Here is an 18,509-nt window from a genome sequence, read left to right as displayed (position 1 = left end):
CAGCAAGAAGCACATTCTTAGCCTGCTAAGTTAAGCCCTAATTAAGCAAAAAGCCTTGCCCGAACGTCATTCGGCCAAGGCTTTTTTGCATTACAGGGCAGGCGAACGATCATGCCCCGTAGAGATTGGGCTCCATCTCCAGTTCGACACCGAAGCGCTCGGCGATGTCGCGCTGGATCCTCTGGGCCAACGCCAACAACTGCCGTCCGCTGGCGTTGCCGTAGTTGACCAGCACCAGCGACTGCAAGCGATGGACCCCGGCATCGGCCTCGCGAAAGCCCTTCCAGCCTGCCTGCTCGATCAGCCAGCCGGCCGCCAGCTTCATCTGCCCATCCGCCTGGGGGTAGGCCACCAAGCCTGGGTGCGCCTGGCGAATGCGCTCCGCCAGCGCCGCCGGCACCACCGGGTTCTTGAAGAAGCTGCCGGCATTGCCCAGCACCGCCGGGTCCGGGAGCTTCTCGCTGCGGATGCTGCAAATCGCCCGACTGACATCGCTGGCAGTGGGCTGCTCGACGCCCTGCTCCACCAGGCGCTGGCGTACCGGGCCGTACTCAAGGTGCAGATGCCCGGCCCGGCTCAGGGCAAAACGCACCCGCAGGATCAGCCAACGACCGACCTCCTGCTTGAACAGGCTGTCACGGTAGGCGAACCGGCACTGCTGCAGGTCGAACTCGCGCAGCTCGCCGGTCTGCCGATCGAGGGCGGTCAGGCCGGCGAACACGTCCTTGATCTCGACGCCATAGGCACCGATGTTCTGCATCGGCGCGGCACCGACGGTGCCGGGAATCAGGCTGAGGTTTTCCAATCCCGACAAGCCCTGCGCCAGGGTCCACTGGACGAAGGGGTGCCAGGCCTCCCCGGCTTCGGCTTCCACCACCACCCGCTGCCCATCGTCCTCGAGCAGGCGGATACCGCGGCTGGCCATGCGCAGCACCAGGGCCTGGATATCCCCGGCCAGCAGCAGGTTGCTGCCACCACCGATCACCAGCAATGGCAACTGGTGCTCGCGACTGTAGTCCAGGGCCTCACGGACATCGGCGTCATCATGGGCCTGGGCGAACAACCGGGCCTTGACCTCGACCCCGAAGCTGTTGAACGGCTTGAGCGACACATCGGATTGGATGACCAGGCTCATAGGCGTCCCTGCAATTCGATCACCAGGCGGTCACAGGCGGCTTCGATCAGGTCCAGCACTTGCTCGAAACCCTTTTCACCGTCGTAGTACGGGTCCGGCACCTCGTCGCGCACCGCCTCGTAGCGGCGCAGGAACAGGTCCAGCTCGGCTTTGCCATTGGCCGGTTGCAGGGCCTTGAGGTTGCGCAGGTTGCTCTGGTCCATGGCGAAGATCAGGTCATAGCACGCGAAGTCGGCGCTGCTGACCTGCTGCGCCCGTTGCGCCGACAGGTCGTAGCCGCGCTGCAACGCCGCCCGCTGGCTGCGGGCATCCGGCGCCTTGCCGACGTGCCAGTCGCTGGTGCCGGCGGAAGCCACTTGCACCTGGTCGGCAAGACCGGCTGCACGCAGTTTGTGGCGCAACACGCCTTCGGCGGTGGGTGAGCGACAGATGTTGCCCAGGCAGACGAACAGGACCCGCATCAGGCCTCCAACAGGCGTCGGACGCGCTCGAGGTCTTCGGCGGTATCCACACCGGTGGGCGGGGCTTCGAGGGCATCGGCCACATGGATGCGCACGCCGTGCCACAAGGCCCGCAGTTGCTCCAGGGACTCGGTGTTCTCCAGCCAGCAAGGCCCCCAGTTGACGAAGTCATGGAGGAAACCGGCACGGTAGGCGTAGATGCCGATATGGCGGCGGTAAGGCACGCCGGCGGGCAGTTCGTCGCGATTGCGGGCAAAGGCGTCACGGGCCCAAGGCAGGGTCGAGCGGCTGAAGGTCAGCGCCAGGCCGTTGAGGTCGCTGACCACCTTGACCACGTTGGGGTTGAACAGGGTCTGTGCATCCTCGATCGGCTCGGCCAGGGTGGCCATGCGCGCTTCGGGATGGGCCGCCAGGTTGGCCGCCACCTGGTCGATCACCGCCGGCGGGATCAGCGGCTCGTCACCCTGGACGTTGACCACGATGGCGTCCGCCGCCAGCCCCAGCTGGGTGGCGACCTCGGCCAGGCGGTCGGTGCCGGAGTTGTGGTCTTCACGGGTCAGCAGCGCTTCGGCGCCAAAGCCCTGGCACGCATCGACGATACGCTGGTCGTCGGTAGCCACCACCACGCGCTCGGCGCGGCTCTTGCGGGCCTGTTCCCAGACCCACTGGACCATCGGCTTGCCGGCGATCATCTGCAGCGGCTTGCCCGGCAAGCGGGTGGAGGCGAAACGCGCCGGGATGACAACGGTGAAGGCGCTGGTCATTTGTCCAGGCGCTCCTCGGTGGTCAGGGTGCGAGCCTCGCTTTCGAGCATCACCGGGATGCCGTCGCGGATCGGATAGGCCAGGCCGGCGCCCTTGCTGATCAGCTCGGTCTTGTCGGCGCTGAGTTTGAGAGGGCCCTTGCAGATCGGGCAGGCCAGGATGTCGAGCAGTTTGGTGTCCATGAGGGTTTCCCTGGATAGCAGCGGTTTAAGGCAATAGACGGTCAGGCAGCAGGCGCATCAACTGGGTGTCGAACCAGGCGACGAAGGCTGGCGATGGCACCGCGTCGACCGCCAGGTACCACCAGTGGGCCGCCGCGAACTCGCGGCACTTGACCGCATCTTTCTCGGTCATGACCAGCGGCAACGACGGGGTGAAGGCCAAGGCCTGCGCACTGTATTGGGCATGGTCGGCAAATGCATGGGGGACAGGTCGCAAGTGTAGCGTTTCAAGGGTATTGAAGAAACGCTGGGGGTTGCCGATGCCGGCCACCGCGTGCACCGCTTGCCCCGGGGTGAAATGCGCCAGCGGACGGCGCTCGCCGCTTTGCAGGTTGACCATCGCCGAAGGCTGGAGCTCAAAGGCGAAACCATCGTCGCGATCGGCAGCGGCACCGTTGTACAGCACGGCATCCACACTGTGCAGGCGCTCCACCGGCTCGCGCAGCGGGCCGGCCGGCAGGCAGCGGCGATTGCCCAGGCCGCGGGCCGCGTCGATCAGCACCAGCTCCAGGTCGCGGGCCAGGCGGTAATGCTGCAGGCCATCGTCGGAGAGGATCAGGTCCAGCGGCTCGGCGGCGAGCAGGGCTTGCACCGCGCGGCTGCGATCGGGATCGATCATCAATGGCACGCCGCAGCGCTGGACGATCAGCAGCGGTTCGTCGCCCGCCACCTCGGCGCTGTCCGTGGCCGTGACCCGCCAGGGCAACTGGGCTGGCTTGGCGCCATAACCACGGCTGACCACGCCGACCCGCAGGCCGAGGCGCTGGCAATGCTCCACCAGCCACAGGATCAACGGAGTCTTGCCGGTACCACCGACCGTGATGTTGCCCACCACCACCAGGGGCACCGGCGGCTGGTAGATCTGGCCCTCGCCGGCCAGGAAGCGCTGGCGCTTGCCCACCACGACACGGCGGTACAGCCATTCCAGGGGCCGCAGCAGTTTCAGTGCGGGGTGGCCCTGGTACCAGGCGGCGAGCAAACGATCGGAAAGTGCCATCAGGGAGCCGGCGCCGCCTCGACGGTGGTCATGCGCAGGTGGCTGAAACCGAGCTTGCCGGCCGCGTCCATGGCAGTGATCACCGCTTGATGCTGGGTCTTGCCGTCGGCGCTGATGGACAGCGGCAGGTTGGTATCGCCAGCGGATTCCTTCTGCAAGGCCTCGATCAGGGTCGCCAGGTCGTTCTTGGGCAATACCTGGTTGTTCACCGAGAACACCCCGTCGGCGCTGATGGCGATGTCCAGCTGCTTGATCTGCTGGTCCTCGGCCGGCGAGCCGCTGACGGCTTCGGGCAGGTCGACACGCAATTCGGTTTCCCGGGTGAAGGTGGTGGTGACCACGAAGAACAACAGCAGGATGAACACCACATCGATCAGCGATGCCAGGTTGATGTCCACGGTTTCCCGGGGTTTGCGACGGAATTTCACGCTGCGCCCCCGGCCAGGTCGACATCGCGGTCGCCCTGGATCACTTCCACCAGCTTGATCGCCTCCTGCTCCATGCCCACCACCAGCTCATCGACCCGGCGTTGCAGGAACCGGTGGAAGAATACCGAGGGGATCCCCACCATCAGGCCCGCGGCGGTGGTGATCAGGGCCTTGGAGATACCACCGGCCAGCACATGGGCGTTGGTGGTCATGCCCGAGCCCATGAACGAGCTGAAGATATCGATCATGCCCAGCACGGTGCCCAGCAGGCCCAGCAGCGGCGCCATGGCAGCGATGGTGCCCAGGGCGTTGAGGTAGCGCTCCAGCTCGTGGATGACCCGGGCCGCCGCTTCCTCGATGCATTCCTTCATGATCTCGCGGCCGTGCTTGGAGTTGGCCAGGCCCGCGGCCAGGATCTCGCCCAGGGGCGAATCGGCACGCAGTTCCTTGAGCTTGTCCTTGTTCAGCTGCTTGTCCTTGATCCAGCGCCAGACCTGGCCCAGGAGGTGGGGCGGAGTCACGCGGCTGGCCCGCAGGGTCCACAAGCGCTCGGCAATGATGCCCACGGCAGCGATGGAACTCAGGATGATCGGCAGCATCATCCAACCGCCGGATTTGACCAATTCCCACACAGTGACAGCCCCCTCGAAAAAGTGCGCCACTCTAACATAGGGGCCGGACGCACCGAAGACCGTGATGTCGCATGTTTCCAGGCTTTAATAATCCACGGTTATTTAAGGCATTGTTACCGGCTCACGCCAGAACCGCCGTTGCTCGCGCACGCTGTAGGGCGGCGCGAAAGCCCCCAGGCGCAACCTCAGCGCGCCCTGCTCGGCACTGTCATAAAGCGCCACGCCCAGGCTCCGGTAACGCGCCACCACCTGCGGGTGCGGGTGACCGAAGGCATTGCCCCGGCCCCGGGAAACCAGTACCGCATCGGGCGCCAGCCGTTGTAGCAGGGCCATGGACGAAGAGGTCCGGCTGCCATGGTGTGGCGCCTGCAACCAATGGGTCCGCTGCGCCAGCGGGCCCTGGAGCAAAGCCTGTTCCGCATGGATATCGATGTCGCCAGTGAGCAGCAGGCGCTCGCCCCGGGCCTCGACCTGCAATACGCAAGAAGCCTGGTTGCCATCGCGCGCCCCGGCCCATTGCCACTGGCTGAAACGCACGCCATCCCATTGCCAGCTCACCCCGGACTCGCACGGCATGGCCTGCAAGATGGCCGGCAATGCCTCGGGCTCGCCACTACGCACCAGGCGAACCGGCAAGGCCCGCTGCACCGCCAGGGCGCCACCGGCATGATCGTTATCGGCATGGCTGAGCAACATCAGGTCCAGCTGGCGGATGCCCAAGCGCTGCAGGGTCGGCACCACTACCCGCTCGCCGAGGTCGAAATCGCCGCTACGGGCACCTGCGTCGTACAGCATCGCGTGGCTGCGGGTACGCAGGACGAAAGACAATCCCTGGCCCACATCCAGTTGCCAGACTTCGGCCTCGCCGAAGGGCACTCGCGGTTGCGGCGGCCAGGCCACCAACAGCAGCAGCGGCCAGCCGAGGATCCGCAACGGTACGCCGGGCGGCAGCAACAGCAACGACGCCCCCAGGCTGGCGAGGCTCCAGATCCAGCCGGGCAACAGCGGCGCGACCCAGGCCGGCCACCACCCGGCGATCAGACCCAGCACCCGGAACAGCCCCTCCAGCAACCCACCGGCCAACCACAACAGACCTTCGCCCACCACCGGCAGGGGCAACAACAGGCACCCCAGCAAAGCCGGCGGCAACACCAGCAGGCTGACCCAGGGCACCGCCAGCAGATTGGCCAGCGGACCGCTGAGACTGATGGGCAGGCCCAGGGCCAGCATCGGTGGCAGCAGGCCGATCGCTATCAGCCACTGGGCGCGGGTCCAGCTCTGCCACCAGCGCCAGGCCCCCAGCCGCCCGGCGAAGGTGAAGATGAGGACCGCCACCGCCGCGAACGACAGCCAGAACCCCGGTTGCAAGCTGGCCAGGGGTTCGAGCAACAGCACCGCATCCAGCGCCAGCAGCAGCGGCCACCCACTGCCCAGGTGACGGAAGCGCAGGCGCCAGAGCAGGACCAGGGCCACCATCACGCAGGCGCGCTGCACCGGCACGTCGAACCCTGCGAGCAACCCGTAGCCCAACGCCCCGAGAAAACCCAGGCCACAGGCCCACGGCAGCCAGGGCCAACGCGCGGGCCAGGCGCCTAGCCGCGCCAGCCCCGCCACGGCAAGGTAGATCACCCCCGCCAGGAGGCTGACGTGCTGCCCGGAAATGACCATCAGGTGCACGGTGCCGGTGTCTTGCAACACCTGCCAGTCCTCGCGCGTCAGCCCGGAACCATCCCCCATCACCAATGCGGCCAGCCCTCCGCCCCGGCCATGGGCCTGTACCGCCAGCAAGCGCTGGCGCAAACGGTCGCGCCAGGCGCCCTGGGCCGGCGCCAGCAACTGGCCATCCTTGACCGTACCGATGGCGCCGATACGCCGAGCCAGCAGCCACGCCTCGTAGTCGAACCCCTGGACGTTGAGTAGCCCCACGGGACGACGCAGCGTCACCGCCAGGCGCCAGCGCTCGCCGCTCTTGACCGGCGGCCCGTCACGCCAGCTCACGCGAATTCGCCGTGGCAGGCGCTCGCGTCGGGCCTGGGCCCCCTGCAACTCGAACCGCACCACCTGCGCCCCGACCTCCGGCAAGCCGGTAATCCGCCCTTCCAGCCAGCGAGTCTGGCCGTCCAGGCGCGACGCCAGGCGATCGTCGAGCGCCCACTGTGCAGAGGCACAGGCCCAACTGAAACCGAATAGGAAAAATGCCACCGGATGTGTACGAAACGGCAACAGCAGCACGGCCAGCACCAATACCGGCAGCAACCACCAGAGCGGCGGCAAGGCCGGCAGAAACCCCAGCGCCAGAAGCCCCGCGGCCAAGCCCAGCATCCCTGTTCGCATCAGCCAATCCATCCATGACGAGCCCTACCCTTGGCTTAGCCGAGGACGGCCGGCCACGGCTTTATCATTTGTCACAATGTCTGAATTTGCCCTGTTTACAATCCAGCCATAATTGCCGCTTGACCCGACCGAGAAGCCTTATGCCCCGGCGCCTATTCAAACGTTACATGCCAGATCCCACCAGCATCCGGGAACACAAGTCCTTACGCTTTCTCGGCACCTTGCTGCATGACGCCAACCTCTGGCACCTCAACCGGCACTCCGTGGCCCGCGCCATGGCCGTGGGCCTGTTCGCCGCCTTCATCCCGATCCCGATGCAGATGCTGCTGGCCGCGGTGCTGGCCATCTGGTTGCGGGGCAACATGCCCATCAGCGTCAGCCTGGTATGGCTGACCAACCCGATCACCATGCCGCCGGTGTTCTTCTGCACCTATCAGCTAGGAGCCTGGCTGATGAACGTACCGCCACGCACCCTGCCCGACAGCCTCACCTGGGAATGGATCAGCAGCCAGCTGGCCACCCTCTGGCAACCCTTCCTCCTGGGTTCGGTGGTGGCCGGCCTGGCCCTGGGCGCCCTGGCCTATTGCCTGACCATGCTGTACTGGCGTTGGTGGGTCGGCCGCCAATGGCAGCGGCGCAAGCTGCAGCGGCGCTAGAAACGACAACGGCCTCCCGAGGGAGGCCGTTGTCGTTGTTGATGGGGCCGTTGCCTACTGGCGCATGCCACGCCCGCTCACCAGCAACCTGGCGCAGCCTATGTAGAGCACCGCGGTGGCCACCAGCATGAAGCTGATCGCCGTGCCGATGCTGATGTCCGAGACCCCGAGGATGCCGTAGCGGAACGAGTTGACCATGTGCAGCACCGGGTTGGCCAGGGACACGGTCTGCCAGAACGGCGGCAACAGGTTGATCGAGTAGAACACCCCGCCCAGGTAGGTCAGCGGCGTCAGCACGAAGGTCGGGATGATCGAGATATCGTCGAAGTTGCGCGCGAATACCGCGTTGATGAACCCCAGTAACGAGAAGATCGTGGCCGTCAGCACCACCACCAGCACGGTGACCCCCAGGTGGTGCACCTGCAGCTTGGTGAAGAACAACGACAGCAAGGTCACGATGATCCCCACCATCAGCCCGCGCAACACGCCGCCCAGGGTGTAGCCGATGAGGATGGTGTGGGGCGAGACCGGCGACACCATCAATTCCTCGATGGAGCGCTGGAACTTGCTGCCGAAGAAACTCGACACCACGTTGCCGTAGGAGTTGGTGATCACCGACATCATGATCAGCCCCGGCACGATGTACTCCATATAGGTGAAGCCGCCCATGTCGCCGATCTGCCGGCCGATCAGGTTACCGAAGATGACGAAGTACAGGACCATGGTGATGGCCGGCGGCAGCAGGGTCTGCGGCCAGATCCGGGTGAAGCGCCTGATCTCGCGGTAGACGATGGTGTTGAGCGCTACCAGGTTGGGCTTGAACTCCGAACTCATACCGCCACCTTCGACAGGTTTTTCTCCACCAGGGACACGAACAGCTCCTCAAGTCGGTTGGTCTTGTTACGCAGGCTCAACACCTCGATGTTCTGCAGCGCCAACTGGCTGAACAGCGCCGTGATGCCCACGACCTTGTCCACCTGGACCTCCAGGGTATGGCTATCGACCAGGCGGGTCGGATAGCCGGCCAGCTGCGGGGCCACATGCAAGTCATGCTTGAGGTCGAGCAGGAAGGTTTCCACATGCAGCTGGCTGAGCAACTGGCGCATGCTGGTGTTCTCGACGATGGTGCCGTGGTCGATGATGCCGATGTTGCGGCACAGCTGCTCGGCCTCTTCCAGGTAATGGGTGGTGAGGATGATGGTGATGCCCTTCTGGTTGAGCTCGGTAAGGAAGCTCCACATCGAGCGGCGCAGCTCGATGTCCACCCCGGCGGTCGGCTCGTCGAGGATCAGCAGGCGCGGCTCGTGGACCAGGGCCCGGGCGATCATCAACCGGCGCTTCATGCCGCCGGACAGCGAGCGCGAAGGCACATCGCGCTTGTCCCACAGGCCGAGCTGGGTCAGGTACTGCTCGGCGCGCTCCTTGGCGATCTTCGCCGGAATGCCGTAGTAGCCGGCCTGGGTCACGACGATGTCGAAGGTCTTCTCGAACTGGTTGAAATTGAACTCCTGGGGCACCACGCCAATGCTGCGCTTGAGCGCGGCCGGCTGGCGGTCCAGGTCATGGCCGAAGACATTCACCGTGCCGCTGGTCTTGTTCACCAGGGTCGAGAGAATGCCGATGGTGGTGGATTTACCGGCCCCGTTGGGACCGAGCAAGGCAAAGAAATCACCCTCGGCGACGTCCAGATCGATACCACTCAGGGCCTGGAAACCGTTGCCGTAGGTTTTGGTTAGCTGCCGGATGGACAGAGCGGAACTCATATCGGATTCATGCACCAAGAAGGGGAAGTTTTATAGGTAAGGGCAGGCCGGGCCGATTGCAACTTTGCCGGGCGCCCGCCATGTTGCGGGCCGGCGCCCTGCAAGTACAGTCATGCGTATCGATAGTGGGTATTAAGTCAAAGCGGTCATCACCGCCCGACGGTAGGCCGGGCGCGCTGCCAGCCGCTGGTACCAGGCCTGCAGGTGGGGGAGCGGCGGACGCTCGATGGGCATCTCGAACCAGGCGTAGATGAAGCTGCCCAGGGGGATATCGCCCATGCCGATCTCCTGGCCGGACAGGTAAGGCTGGTCCGCCAGGGCCTGGTCGACCCGCTCCAGCAACTGGGCACAGGTGTCCCTGGCGGCGTCGATCCGCACCCAATCCTGCTCGGCCGGAGGGGTGCGCAGTACCCCCCAGAATAGGGGACGGAATACATCGGCGAAGGTCGAGGTGGTCCAGTCCATCCATTTCTCGGCACTGGCGCGGGCCTGCACGTCGGCCGGATACCAGTGGGTGTCGGCGGCGTGCCGGGCCAGCAGGTAGCGCACGATGGTGTTGGATTCCCAGAGCACGAAGCCTTCGTCCTCGATCATCGGGATCCGCCCGTTGGGGTTCAGCGCCCGGTACTCGGGGGTGTCCACCACGCCGAAGGCGCCGCCGGCATCCAGGGACTCATAGGCCAGCCCCAGCTCTTCGGCGCACCACAGCGCCTTCCTGACATTCGATGAATTCTTGCGTCCCCAAATCTTCAACATGACCATCCCTCGGTAATGAATGCCGGGGCAGTCTACGCCTGATCAGCCGCGACTCAAATCGCTGTGCATATCACCCAGTCCCGTGAATTGCGGCTGGCCGATCAGATGCGGATAGCATTTTTTCAGGTGGTCGAAAAAGAAGTGCTCCGGGACATCGGCGAACTGCCCATGGTCCACCAGGTACTCCATCAGCTGTTCGCCCTGGCGGTTGAACGGATGGAACACGCTGTCCTGCACGCCGTCGAACTCCAGCGGCGCCACATCGAACAGCTCGCACAGGGCCTGGTTGAACGCCGGCGTGGCCTTGACCCAGCGCCCGTCCAGGTACAGCTCGGTATAGCCGTGCATGGCGAACACGTCGCTGCGCAACAATTCCAGCAAGCGCGGGGTCGAGAGATGGTTGCGCACGTCCGCCAGGCCTATCCGGGCAGGAATCCCACAATGCCGTGCACAACCGGCCAGCAAGGTCGCCTTGGGCACGCAATAGCTCTCCCCCGTGGCCAGGGCATGGCTGCCGCGCAGGGTTCCCGGATCGAGGCTGAAGGTATAAGGGTTGTAGCGCACGGCCTCGCGTACCGCGTAGTAGAGGCTCACCGCCTGCTGCCGGGGATCACGATCGACACCGCGATGAGATTCGGCGAACTCCACCACCGCAGGGTGGTCACTATCGATGAAGCGGCTGGGACGCAGGTACTCGTGCATGGGCATGACCTCCAGGTGAACCCTGAGTCTATAGGGGCATCCAGCAAGGAGATAACGACGTTTCGGCCAAAGATCATGGCCTGCTTCACCCATCCGGACCGAACGTGCCGCCGACGTTCACCGGCCAGGCCAGCCTGCCCCGCACTGCCCCGGGCCCCTGCTTGGTCGCACGCCGGCTAAGCTCTGAAGGTGCTTCGGGTCCCTGGCCTCATGGAGGATTGAATATGCTGTTGTTGTGGATACTGGTTCTGTTGGCAGGCATCGCCTATCTGGCACACCGCCGCACCGCGCCGTTGCCCGCCCTGGGCGCGGTGGCCGTCTACCTGCTGGCCATGGGCTTCTTCAGCCACGCTCCCGGCTGGTTGCTGCTGGTGTGCTGGGTGCTCCTGGCGGCAGTGGCCGCGCCCCTGTTACTACCCGACCTGCGGCGCAAGCACTTCAGCGCCCCGCTGTTCAACTGGTTCCAGAAGGTCTTGCCGCCGATGTCGCAAACCGAGCGCGACGCCATCGACGCCGGCACCGTGTGGTGGGATGGCGAGTTGTTCAGCGGGCGTCCAGACTGGAGCACCCTGCTGGCCTACCCCAAGGCCCGGCTCACCGAGGAAGAACAAGCCTTCATCGACGGTCCCACCGAAGAACTCTGCGCCATGGTCAGCGACTGGCAGATCGGCCAGGAGATGGACCTGCCTGCCGAGGCCTGGGCGCATATCAAGGAGCATGGTTTTTTCGCCCTGATCATTCCCAAGGAGTACGGCGGCAAGGGCTTCTCGGCCTATGCTCACTCCCAGGTGGCAATGAAGCTGGCGACCCGCAGCGGCGACCTGGCGTCCACGGTCATGGTCCCCAACTCCCTGGGCCCGGCCGAACTGTTGCTGCACTACGGCACCGACGAACAGCGCAACCACTACCTGCCACGCCTGGCCCGGGGCGACGACATCCCCTGCTTCGCCCTGACCGGCCCGCTGGCCGGCTCCGACGCAGGCGCCATGCCCGACACCGGGATCATCTGCAAGGGCCAGTGGCAAGGGCAGGAAACCGTCGGCCTGCGCCTGAACTGGGAAAAGCGCTATATCACCCTGGGGCCGGTCGCCACCCTGCTGGGCCTGGCCTTCAAGGCTTATGACCCGGACCACCTGCTGGGCGCCGAAGAGGACCTGGGCATCAGCCTGGCCCTGATCCCCACCGACACCCCCGGGGTGGAAATCGGCCGTCGCCACCTGCCCCTGGGCGCCGCTTTCATGAATGGTCCCAACTCCGGCAAGGACGTGTTCATCCCCCTGGACTTCCTCATCGGCGGCCGGGACATGCTCGGCAAGGGCTGGATGATGCTGATGAACTGCCTGTCGGTGGGACGCTCCATCTCGCTCCCGGCAGTGGGCACCGGCGCCGCCAAGTTCACCAGCCTGGTCACCGGCCAGTACGCCCAGGTACGTGAGCAGTTCAACGTGCCGCTGGCGGCCTTCGAAGGCATCCAGGAAGCCCTGGCGCGCATCGGCGGCAATGCCTGGCTGATGGACAGCGCGCGCATGCTCACCGCCAACGCCGTGGACCTGGGGGAAAAACCCTCGGTGCTGTCGGCGATCCTCAAGTACCACCTCACCGAGCGCGGCCGCGAATGCATCGGCCACGCCATGGACGTGCACGGCGGCAAGGGCATCATCATGGGGCCCAACAACTACCTGGGCCGCAACTGGCAGGGCGCGCCGATCTTCATCACCGTGGAAGGCGCCAACATCCTGTCGCGCAACCTGATGATCTTTGGCCAGGGGGCGATCCGCTGCCATCCCTTCGTGCTCAAGGAAATGGCCCTGGCCGGGCGCGAGGACCACGACCAGGCCCTGAAGGAGTTCGATGCCCTGCTGCTCAAGCACATCGGCTTCGCCGTGAGCAACGCCGCCAGCACCCTGGTGCTGAACCTGGGCCTGGGGTGCTTCGAAAAAGCCCCGGGGGACAGCCTCAGCCAGGGCTACTTCCGCGCCTTGAACCGCCAGGCCGCGGCCTTCGCCCTGCTCGCCGACCTGTCGATGATGCTCCTGGGTGGCGAACTCAAGCGCCGCGAGCGCCTGTCCGCACGCCTGGGCGACGTGCTGAGCCACCTGTACCTGGGCTCGGCGGCACTCAAGCGCTACCACGACCTGGACTCGCCGGAGTACCTGCAACCGCTGCTGGCCTGGGCCATGGAAGAAAGCCTCGGCCACTCGGAACGGGCCCTGGACGAACTGCTGCGCAACTTCCCCAGCCGCACCTTCGGTTGCCTGCTGCGGGTCCTGGTGTTTCCCTTCGGCCGGCGCCATGCCGGCCCCTCGGATCGCCTGGACGCCGAAGTGGCGGCGATCATCGGTCGGGCCAAGGGCGACCCGGCCCTGGAAGCGGTGCTGGAAGGTTGCTACCGCCCGCAAGCGGCGGACGATCCGGTGGGCGCCCTGCAGCATGCCTGCGAACGGCTCAGCGCCGCGCACCCACAGTACAAGCGTCTGCACGAGGCGCTGAAAAGCGGCCAGTTCAAACCCGCCCCCGGCGAGTCGATCATCGACGCAGCATTGCAGGCCGGTGTCCTGCAGGCAGCCGAGGCGCAAAGCTTGCACACGGCCGAAGCAGCGCGGCGCAAAGTCATCGATGTGGATGATTTCGCCAAGGAAGAGTTGACCTTGAGCGAAGGCAAGACCCGCTAAGCGACCGCCCTTGGGCTGGTCGATTATGAAACCGGGCGTGGGGGCTATATACTCCCGCGCCCGTTTTGCTCTTGAGGACCCTGTCATGTCCAACGCCGTCGCCGATCATCTCGTCCTGCTCGACCACCTGCGCAGCATCCTGGTGGCCGTGGGAGAAGCCGAACAGGTTCCCGAAGAAAGCCACGCGCTGTTCCTGGAGCGCTTCGATGAACTGCGCGCCTCGCTGCCGATCGATCCGATTGAAAGCCAGTACCTGGGCCAGGACCTGCTGTGCCAGATCATGCAACGCTACCCGCAGATCGCCCACCTGGTGCCGCGCGACCTGCTGTGGTACTTCGCTGGCGACTGCCTGCACTACATGCCCGACGAGGAAATCGACCTGTACCAGGCCCTCGAGGAGCGCCGCTACGAGGCCGAGCAGAACGACGAGCCCTTCGACTGGAACCAGGAAAAACAGCTGCTGGCGCTCTCCGACCAGGACAGCAAGCACTGATCGATACGCCTGGCGTCATCAAGGCCCGCACGGTTGCACCGGCGGGCCTTTTTCATGGGCGCGGTTTGTCGGCGACTAGGGTGCCCTGCCCGGCCGGCCCAAGGTTGGCTCCTTGGCCAGGCACTCCACCAGGTAATCGATGAACACCCGCAACTTGGGCGGCAGGTAGCGGGTCGGCGAGTGCAGCAGCCAGGCGCCGCCGTGGTAGGAGGCCAGGAAGGTCCACTCCGGCAGTACCTGCACGATCAAGCCCTGCTCCAGGGCATGGCGCGCAGTGAAGTACGGCAGGCTGCCGATGCCCAGGTGTTGCAGCACCGCATCCAGGCGTACGCCGGTGTGGTTGGCGGCGTAGCGCCCACGCACCGCCACGGTGGCCGCCTTGCTGCCCTGGGTGAACTTCCAGCGCGCGTCGCTGGGCGTCTCGCCCAGGTAGATGCAACTGTGCTGGCGCAGGTCCTGGGGATGGCCCGGCGTACCGTGCTCCGCCAAGTACTGCGGCGTGGCACACAACAGATGGTCGATGCGCAGCAACTGGCGGCCGATCAACCCGGGCGGCGGCCGGTCGGTGATGCGGATCGCCAGGTCGACATGATCGTCGATCAGGTCGACGTCCCGGTCTTCGTGCAGCAACTCCACATCCACCTTCGGATAACGCCGCAGGAACTCGGGCATGTGCGGGTGCACCACGAAACGCCCCACCGCCTTGGGCACGCTGACCCGCACCACGCCCTCGGCCTCGTGGGTGAATTGGCCGCTGATCTCCATCACCGAACGCGCCGCGCTGACCATCTCGCGGCAGCGCTTGAACACTTCCTCGCCACCGTCACTCAAGCGCAGCTTGCGGGTGGTGCGCTGCAGCAAACGGGTGGCCAGGGCCTTCTCCAGGCGCGAAACGCTGCGACTCACCGCCGAAGGCGAAGAGCCCAGCTGGCGCGCGGCCTCGGAGAAGCTGCCGGTCTCCACCACGCGGACGAAAATGGCCATTTCGGCCAGCAAAGGCAGGGATAGATTTATGCTCATGACGCAATAGTCCATTGAGTTTCGAACGGATTATCACGCAATCGAGGCCGCCACATAATAAAAAAACACTCACTTGCAAGGTCTCGACCATGACGCTGCGCCTGTATTTCCAAGACGATGAATTGAATGCCCCGGTGCAAGCCCTGGATTGCACCAAGGTGGACGACTCGTTCATCGCCACCCTCGACGCCACGCCGTTCCATCCCCAGGGCGGCGGCCAACCCAGCGACACCGGCTGGATTGGCGAGGCCCGGGTATTGCGGGTGCTGCAGGAGGGCGAACGGATCCTGCACCAGCTGTCCCAGCCCCTGGAGCCCGGTTCTTTCATCGCCCGGGTGGACCCGGACCCACGCCTGTTCAACAGCCGCATGCACTCGGCCGGGCACCTGATCGGCCACTTCGGCCAGAGCCAGGGCTGGATACCGGTCAAGGCCCACCACTGGCCGGGCGAAGGCCGGGTGTCGTTCAAGCCGGGGCCGGTAGCACAGGCCATCGATGCCGACCTGGTGCACAGCGCCATCGAGCAATGGATAAGCGCGGACTTGCAGCGCCGCATCGAGCTGCAGGACGGCATGCGCCAGGTCGGCTTCGGCCCGTTGCCGGCCTTTGGCTGCGGAGGCACCCATGTACAACGACTGCGGGAACTGGGCCAGGTACGCATTGAATCGGTAACGGAAAAAAAGGGCGTGCTCTCGGTCAGCTACGACCTGGCCTGACCCCTCGCCCCTTCAACCTGTCTCACGGAGCTTCCATGCTGTCCACCTATCTCGGTGAATTCGCCGCCCTGGCAGTGGTTCACTTTCTCGCCGTGCTCGCCCCCGGGCCGGACTTCGCCGTCACCATCCGCCAGAGCGTGCGCTTCGGCCGCATGATCGGCACTTGTACCGCCCTGGGGATCGGCGCCGGCATCTCGGTCCACGTGCTCTATACCTTGTTGGGGGTCGGCGCCCTGATGCATGCCACGCCCTGGTTGCTGAACGCCGCCAAGCTACTGGGTGCCGCCTATATCCTGTACCTGGGCCTCAGCCTGCTGCGCAGCAAGGCCAAGTCCGCCCTGCCCGGCGACTCGCCCGGCCAGGAGCCGCAACCGACGGCGGCCCGGGCCTTCGTCACCGGCTTCCTGACCAACGCGACCAATCCCAAGGCGACCCTGTTTTTCCTGGCAATCTTCACCACCCTGGTCAGCGCCAGCACGCCACTGAGCATCCAGGCCCTGTATGGCGCCTGGATGTGCCTGGTGAACGGCGTGTGGTTCGTCATCGTCGCGCTGTTCTTTTCCAGCGCCCGGGTGCGCTCGCTGTTCATGCGCCTGGGTCACTGGTTCGAACGCGGCATGGGCCTGATCTTGCTGCTGTTCGCCGGGCGCTTGCTGCTCTCGCTCTGAGCCGCCCGGGCCTCGGCCACCGCGTCGAGGCAAATATCCGACGCCGCATCGCCGGTGCAGTGGGCGATCACGCGGATGCCCTGGCGGTCCAGGTCCACCACCAGGTCGGTGATGTGCTCCGGGGTCAGGTTCAGGCTGCCGCGCCACTGCCCGGCGCCGCTGTAGGGCGTGGCGAAATACGAGGTCTGGGTCTCGTGGGTGCCGTCGAAGTGGAACTTCACCGCGCCGGCATTCAAGCGGGCACTGCGATAGAAGTGCCGCTCGCCGGCGAGCAACTCCCAACGCCGCCTGACCGGGAAGATATCGTCTTGCCAACTGATCGCCGCCTCCACCCGCAAGGTCAAGTCACCGGCATGATCCAGGGTCTTGAGGGCATCGAGGCGATGTTCGCAGACGTGCACGTACTGGGTCCCGACCACCCCGCTCGCGGCCTGGTACCACACGCCTTCGCCATAGGCGCGGACCAGGGCATGCATCGGGGGTGGGTTCATCGACATGCGCCTGGATCTGGGCATTGCTGCCTACCGCGACGAAGACCCCGTCCTTTATCGCCACCGCCTCGGCCCAGGGTTGTCGTTCATCGACGGTGTGGATGCTGCCGTTGATGAATACCGTGTCGGATTTTGCGGTGCCATGCCCGGTGTGGCTCGACTTGAAGTTGTTGTTCTTGTCGCGGCTCATGTGGACACCTTCGCCAGGGATATCGAGCGAACAAGATCCATCAACCCCAACGTGCCCTCAATATCATCTCCCGGCATTCGAATATCATTAGGCGGCAACCCGCCAGTTGATCAACGAGCGACTTGTTCCAGGCCGAAACGACACTCCTGGGCGGTCATGCCGAACCACTTCTTGAACGCTCGGTAGAAGTTCGGCGGATAGTCATAACCCAGGGTGTAACTAACTTTCCGCAAGGGAATACGAGTCTTCTCCAGGTACTCCCTGGCCAGCCCCATGCGCACCTCGAGGGCCACCGTGCGGTAATTGACCCCGGCCCTGGCCAGGTGCCGGTAGAAAGTCACCGGGGTCACCCTGAACCGTTCGGCCATGGCCTCGAGGCTGGCAAACTCGCGCTGGGGATTCATCAGCAAGCGGCGCCGCACCTCATCGATCAGATTGCTCTTGTTGCCATCGAGCTGGGCCATGACCAGCAGGCATTGTTCATGACACAGGCGCGACATAGAGGGGTTGGCCGCCGGAAACGGCAATTCGTACCAGGCTTCGGGAAACGACAATCGGGTGCAGGGCCGGGAAAACTCGATCCGCCCAGGAAAGATCTCGCCATAGAGCGCCTTGTAGACCGGCGCCGGGTAATCCAGTTCAAGGCGCAGCTCCCGACTGCCGCTGACTGCGGGCAGGCGCTGGCAGATCCAGTGCCAGGTGGAGGCCAGCCATTCCTCCTGCAAGCCCCGGATATTGCTCGGGTGCAGGGGCGAATCGAGGATCACCTCGACCCGCCCGTCGCGCACTTGCCTGGTGCCGTTCAGGTGCAGCGCCGCCGGCCAGTCGAACGCCGGGGCAAAGTCCCGCAGGCAGCGACCCAAATGGCACAGGAAGTTGGCGGCGATCCGATTGGTTTCCTGCGTGGCGATCAAGCGCACCATGTTCCTACCTCTGCTCCCGGCAACCTGAGATCACAGCAGGCTAGCCCAAGCGTCATTCAGGGCCCGGCAGGCTGCTCCATGGCGTGGATGAGCGACGTACGTCCGCTGGCGAAGGGTTGGTTGACCTGGTTGAACAGGAGGGAAGGCCCCAAGGATGATGATGCTATCGGTCAGGTTGCCGCCACGACTTTCGGCGGTGATGGCCGAGGGCGCTCCGGGGTCATCGACGCGTACCTTTATTTTTATAGTCAAGGGCAAGCTGGTTTCGATGGAGAAACCAGGTCGCGGCGCCATTGGGTTCAATACCATATTCGATCAATCAAATATCATTTTCCGGCATGGCTGCAGGCCGCTGGAGCCCCGGACTAGGGCACGCGATAAACCAACGTGGTGGCGAGGCTTTTATGAAGCGCAAACAAGAACGCCGCTCGAATGAGCGGCGTTCTTGTGAATTTGGAGCGGGAAACGAGACTCGAACTCGCGACCC

The 18,509-nt window shown here is 65.0% G+C and carries 19 protein-coding genes and 1 pseudogene; 5 read left to right on the top strand and 15 right to left on the bottom strand.

Translation table 11 applies throughout. The annotated features are described in order from the left end of the window. Nucleotides 1–109: 109 nt before the first annotated feature. From murB to H7A76_RS16530, 8 genes are all read right to left on the bottom strand, one after another. The gene (gene murB, locus H7A76_RS16565; protein ID WP_185699496.1) at nucleotides 110–1,135 is read right to left on the bottom strand and encodes a UDP-N-acetylmuramate dehydrogenase; all 1,026 of its coding nucleotides are present in this window, start codon (nucleotides 1,133–1,135) and stop codon (nucleotides 110–112) included. After that, nucleotides 1,132–1,596 (bottom strand): low molecular weight protein-tyrosine-phosphatase, encoded by a 465-nt coding sequence (locus H7A76_RS16560; RefSeq protein WP_185699495.1) that lies wholly within the window; start codon nucleotides 1,594–1,596, stop codon nucleotides 1,132–1,134. Before H7A76_RS16560 ends, murB begins: the two co-directional genes overlap by 4 nt. Beyond that, complete coding sequence (kdsB, locus tag H7A76_RS16555; RefSeq protein WP_053135780.1) at nucleotides 1,596–2,360, bottom strand: 3-deoxy-manno-octulosonate cytidylyltransferase; 765 nt, start codon at nucleotides 2,358–2,360, stop codon at nucleotides 1,596–1,598. The genes H7A76_RS16560 and kdsB overlap by 1 nt, the downstream gene beginning before the upstream one ends. Further along, complete coding sequence (locus tag H7A76_RS16550) at nucleotides 2,357–2,542, bottom strand: Trm112 family protein (RefSeq protein WP_011060103.1); 186 nt, start codon at nucleotides 2,540–2,542, stop codon at nucleotides 2,357–2,359. The genes kdsB and H7A76_RS16550 overlap by 4 nt, the downstream gene beginning before the upstream one ends. A 25-nt stretch (nucleotides 2,543–2,567) precedes the next feature. After that, a complete protein-coding gene (gene lpxK, locus H7A76_RS16545) occupies nucleotides 2,568–3,578 on the bottom strand; it encodes a tetraacyldisaccharide 4'-kinase (protein ID WP_185699494.1) in 1,011 nt (336 codons plus the stop codon). Beyond that, a complete protein-coding gene (locus H7A76_RS16540; RefSeq protein ID WP_022643156.1) occupies nucleotides 3,578–4,006 on the bottom strand; it encodes an ExbD/TolR family protein in 429 nt (142 codons plus the stop codon). The genes lpxK and H7A76_RS16540 overlap by 1 nt, the downstream gene beginning before the upstream one ends. Further along, nucleotides 4,003–4,638 carry a MotA/TolQ/ExbB proton channel family protein gene (locus H7A76_RS16535; protein WP_185699493.1) on the bottom strand — a complete coding sequence of 212 codons (636 nt, stop codon included), beginning with the start codon at nucleotides 4,636–4,638 and terminating at the stop codon, nucleotides 4,003–4,005. The genes H7A76_RS16540 and H7A76_RS16535 overlap by 4 nt, the downstream gene beginning before the upstream one ends. A 102-nt stretch (nucleotides 4,639–4,740) precedes the next feature. Beyond that, the gene (locus tag H7A76_RS16530; protein ID WP_185699492.1) at nucleotides 4,741–6,972 is read right to left on the bottom strand and encodes a DNA internalization-related competence protein ComEC/Rec2; all 2,232 of its coding nucleotides are present in this window, start codon (nucleotides 6,970–6,972) and stop codon (nucleotides 4,741–4,743) included. 140 nt (nucleotides 6,973–7,112) lie between these two features. On the opposite strand from H7A76_RS16530, the gene H7A76_RS16525 reads away from it, so the two are divergent. Beyond that, the gene (locus H7A76_RS16525) at nucleotides 7,113–7,628 is read left to right on the top strand and encodes a DUF2062 domain-containing protein (protein WP_031321234.1); all 516 of its coding nucleotides are present in this window, start codon (nucleotides 7,113–7,115) and stop codon (nucleotides 7,626–7,628) included. Between the two features lie 54 nt (nucleotides 7,629–7,682). On the opposite strand, the gene H7A76_RS16520 is transcribed toward H7A76_RS16525, so the two are convergent. From H7A76_RS16520 to H7A76_RS16505, 4 genes are all read right to left on the bottom strand, one after another. Next, nucleotides 7,683–8,462, bottom strand: a complete 780-nt coding sequence (locus tag H7A76_RS16520) for an ABC transporter permease (RefSeq protein WP_185699491.1) — start codon at nucleotides 8,460–8,462, stop codon at nucleotides 7,683–7,685. Beyond that, entirely contained in the window at nucleotides 8,459–9,391 is a 933-nt protein-coding gene (locus H7A76_RS16515; protein WP_185699490.1) for an ABC transporter ATP-binding protein, read from the bottom strand. The genes H7A76_RS16520 and H7A76_RS16515 overlap by 4 nt, the downstream gene beginning before the upstream one ends. 132 nt (nucleotides 9,392–9,523) lie before the next feature. Beyond that, nucleotides 9,524–10,147 carry a glutathione S-transferase family protein gene (locus H7A76_RS16510; protein WP_185699489.1) on the bottom strand — a complete coding sequence of 208 codons (624 nt, stop codon included), beginning with the start codon at nucleotides 10,145–10,147 and terminating at the stop codon, nucleotides 9,524–9,526. A gap of 42 nt (nucleotides 10,148–10,189) precedes the next feature. Then, nucleotides 10,190–10,849, bottom strand: a complete 660-nt coding sequence (locus H7A76_RS16505; protein WP_185699488.1) for a transglutaminase-like domain-containing protein — start codon at nucleotides 10,847–10,849, stop codon at nucleotides 10,190–10,192. A 224-nt stretch (nucleotides 10,850–11,073) separates the two neighbouring features. Here H7A76_RS16505 and H7A76_RS16500 point away from each other — a divergent pair, with 224 nt between their 5' ends. Together H7A76_RS16500 and H7A76_RS16495 are read left to right on the top strand one after the other, a co-directional pair. Next, complete coding sequence (locus tag H7A76_RS16500) at nucleotides 11,074–13,521, top strand: acyl-CoA dehydrogenase (RefSeq protein WP_185699487.1); 2,448 nt, start codon at nucleotides 11,074–11,076, stop codon at nucleotides 13,519–13,521. A gap of 85 nt (nucleotides 13,522–13,606) precedes the next feature. Beyond that, a complete protein-coding gene (locus tag H7A76_RS16495) occupies nucleotides 13,607–14,014 on the top strand; it encodes a PA2817 family protein (RefSeq protein WP_185699486.1) in 408 nt (135 codons plus the stop codon). Between the two features lie 75 nt (nucleotides 14,015–14,089). Here the strand turns inward: H7A76_RS16495 and H7A76_RS16490 are convergent, their stop codons facing one another. Further along, on the bottom strand, nucleotides 14,090–15,034 hold the full coding sequence (locus H7A76_RS16490; protein ID WP_185699485.1) for a LysR family transcriptional regulator: 945 nt from the start codon (nucleotides 15,032–15,034) through the stop codon (nucleotides 14,090–14,092). Nucleotides 15,035–15,123: 89 nt separating this feature from the next. Between H7A76_RS16490 and H7A76_RS16485 the strand changes: the two genes are divergently transcribed. Together H7A76_RS16485 and H7A76_RS16480 are read left to right on the top strand one after the other, a co-directional pair. Further along, a complete protein-coding gene (locus tag H7A76_RS16485; protein ID WP_185699484.1) occupies nucleotides 15,124–15,750 on the top strand; it encodes an alanyl-tRNA editing protein in 627 nt (208 codons plus the stop codon). Between the two features lie 35 nt (nucleotides 15,751–15,785). Continuing rightward, nucleotides 15,786–16,418 (top strand): LysE family translocator, encoded by a 633-nt coding sequence (locus H7A76_RS16480; RefSeq protein ID WP_185699483.1) that lies wholly within the window; start codon nucleotides 15,786–15,788, stop codon nucleotides 16,416–16,418. Here H7A76_RS16480 and H7A76_RS16475 read toward each other — a convergent pair. Continuing rightward, nucleotides 16,370–16,912, bottom strand: a pseudogene (locus H7A76_RS16475) (amidohydrolase family protein); the annotation flags it as partial. The gene H7A76_RS16480 and the pseudogene H7A76_RS16475 overlap by 49 nt on opposite strands. Nucleotides 16,913–17,209: 297 nt before the next feature. Then, nucleotides 17,210–18,022 (bottom strand): AraC family transcriptional regulator, encoded by an 813-nt coding sequence (locus tag H7A76_RS16470; RefSeq protein WP_185699481.1) that lies wholly within the window; start codon nucleotides 18,020–18,022, stop codon nucleotides 17,210–17,212. Nucleotides 18,023–18,509 lie beyond the last annotated feature (487 nt).

It is taken from the genome of Pseudomonas sp. MSSRFD41 (genome assembly GCF_014230245.1).
GTDB classification, from domain to species: domain Bacteria; phylum Pseudomonadota; class Gammaproteobacteria; order Pseudomonadales; family Pseudomonadaceae; genus Aquipseudomonas; species Aquipseudomonas piscis.
Note: the sequence above shows the minus strand (reverse complement) of the source record. Positions and strands in the feature narration are given on the sequence as shown.

What these genes read in the sequence shown, in the direction of transcription:
- murB (WP_185699496.1), bottom strand. Translation starts at nt 1,135, where the DNA reads ATGAGCCTGGTCATCCAATCCGATGTGTCGCTCAAGCCGTTCAACAGC.
- H7A76_RS16560 (WP_185699495.1), bottom strand. Translation starts at nt 1,596, where the DNA reads ATGCGGGTCCTGTTCGTCTGCCTGGGCAACATCTGTCGCTCACCCACC.
- kdsB (WP_053135780.1), bottom strand. Translation starts at nt 2,360, where the DNA reads ATGACCAGCGCCTTCACCGTTGTCATCCCGGCGCGTTTCGCCTCCACC.
- H7A76_RS16550 (WP_011060103.1), bottom strand. Translation starts at nt 2,542, where the DNA reads ATGGACACCAAACTGCTCGACATCCTGGCCTGCCCGATCTGCAAGGGC.
- lpxK (WP_185699494.1), bottom strand. Translation starts at nt 3,578, where the DNA reads ATGGCACTTTCCGATCGTTTGCTCGCCGCCTGGTACCAGGGCCACCCC.
- H7A76_RS16530 (WP_185699492.1), bottom strand. Translation starts at nt 6,972, where the DNA reads ATGCGAACAGGGATGCTGGGCTTGGCCGCGGGGCTTCTGGCGCTGGGG.
- H7A76_RS16525 (WP_031321234.1), top strand. Translation starts at nt 7,113, where the DNA reads ATGCCCCGGCGCCTATTCAAACGTTACATGCCAGATCCCACCAGCATC.
- H7A76_RS16520 (WP_185699491.1), bottom strand. Translation starts at nt 8,462, where the DNA reads ATGAGTTCGGAGTTCAAGCCCAACCTGGTAGCGCTCAACACCATCGTC.
- H7A76_RS16515 (WP_185699490.1), bottom strand. Translation starts at nt 9,391, where the DNA reads ATGAGTTCCGCTCTGTCCATCCGGCAGCTAACCAAAACCTACGGCAAC.
- H7A76_RS16510 (WP_185699489.1), bottom strand. Translation starts at nt 10,147, where the DNA reads ATGTTGAAGATTTGGGGACGCAAGAATTCATCGAATGTCAGGAAGGCG.
- H7A76_RS16505 (WP_185699488.1), bottom strand. Translation starts at nt 10,849, where the DNA reads ATGCACGAGTACCTGCGTCCCAGCCGCTTCATCGATAGTGACCACCCT.
- H7A76_RS16500 (WP_185699487.1), top strand. Translation starts at nt 11,074, where the DNA reads ATGCTGTTGTTGTGGATACTGGTTCTGTTGGCAGGCATCGCCTATCTG.
- H7A76_RS16495 (WP_185699486.1), top strand. Translation starts at nt 13,607, where the DNA reads ATGTCCAACGCCGTCGCCGATCATCTCGTCCTGCTCGACCACCTGCGC.
- H7A76_RS16490 (WP_185699485.1), bottom strand. Translation starts at nt 15,034, where the DNA reads ATGAGCATAAATCTATCCCTGCCTTTGCTGGCCGAAATGGCCATTTTC.
- H7A76_RS16485 (WP_185699484.1), top strand. Translation starts at nt 15,124, where the DNA reads ATGACGCTGCGCCTGTATTTCCAAGACGATGAATTGAATGCCCCGGTG.
- H7A76_RS16480 (WP_185699483.1), top strand. Translation starts at nt 15,786, where the DNA reads ATGCTGTCCACCTATCTCGGTGAATTCGCCGCCCTGGCAGTGGTTCAC.
- H7A76_RS16470 (WP_185699481.1), bottom strand. Translation starts at nt 18,022, where the DNA reads ATGGTGCGCTTGATCGCCACGCAGGAAACCAATCGGATCGCCGCCAAC.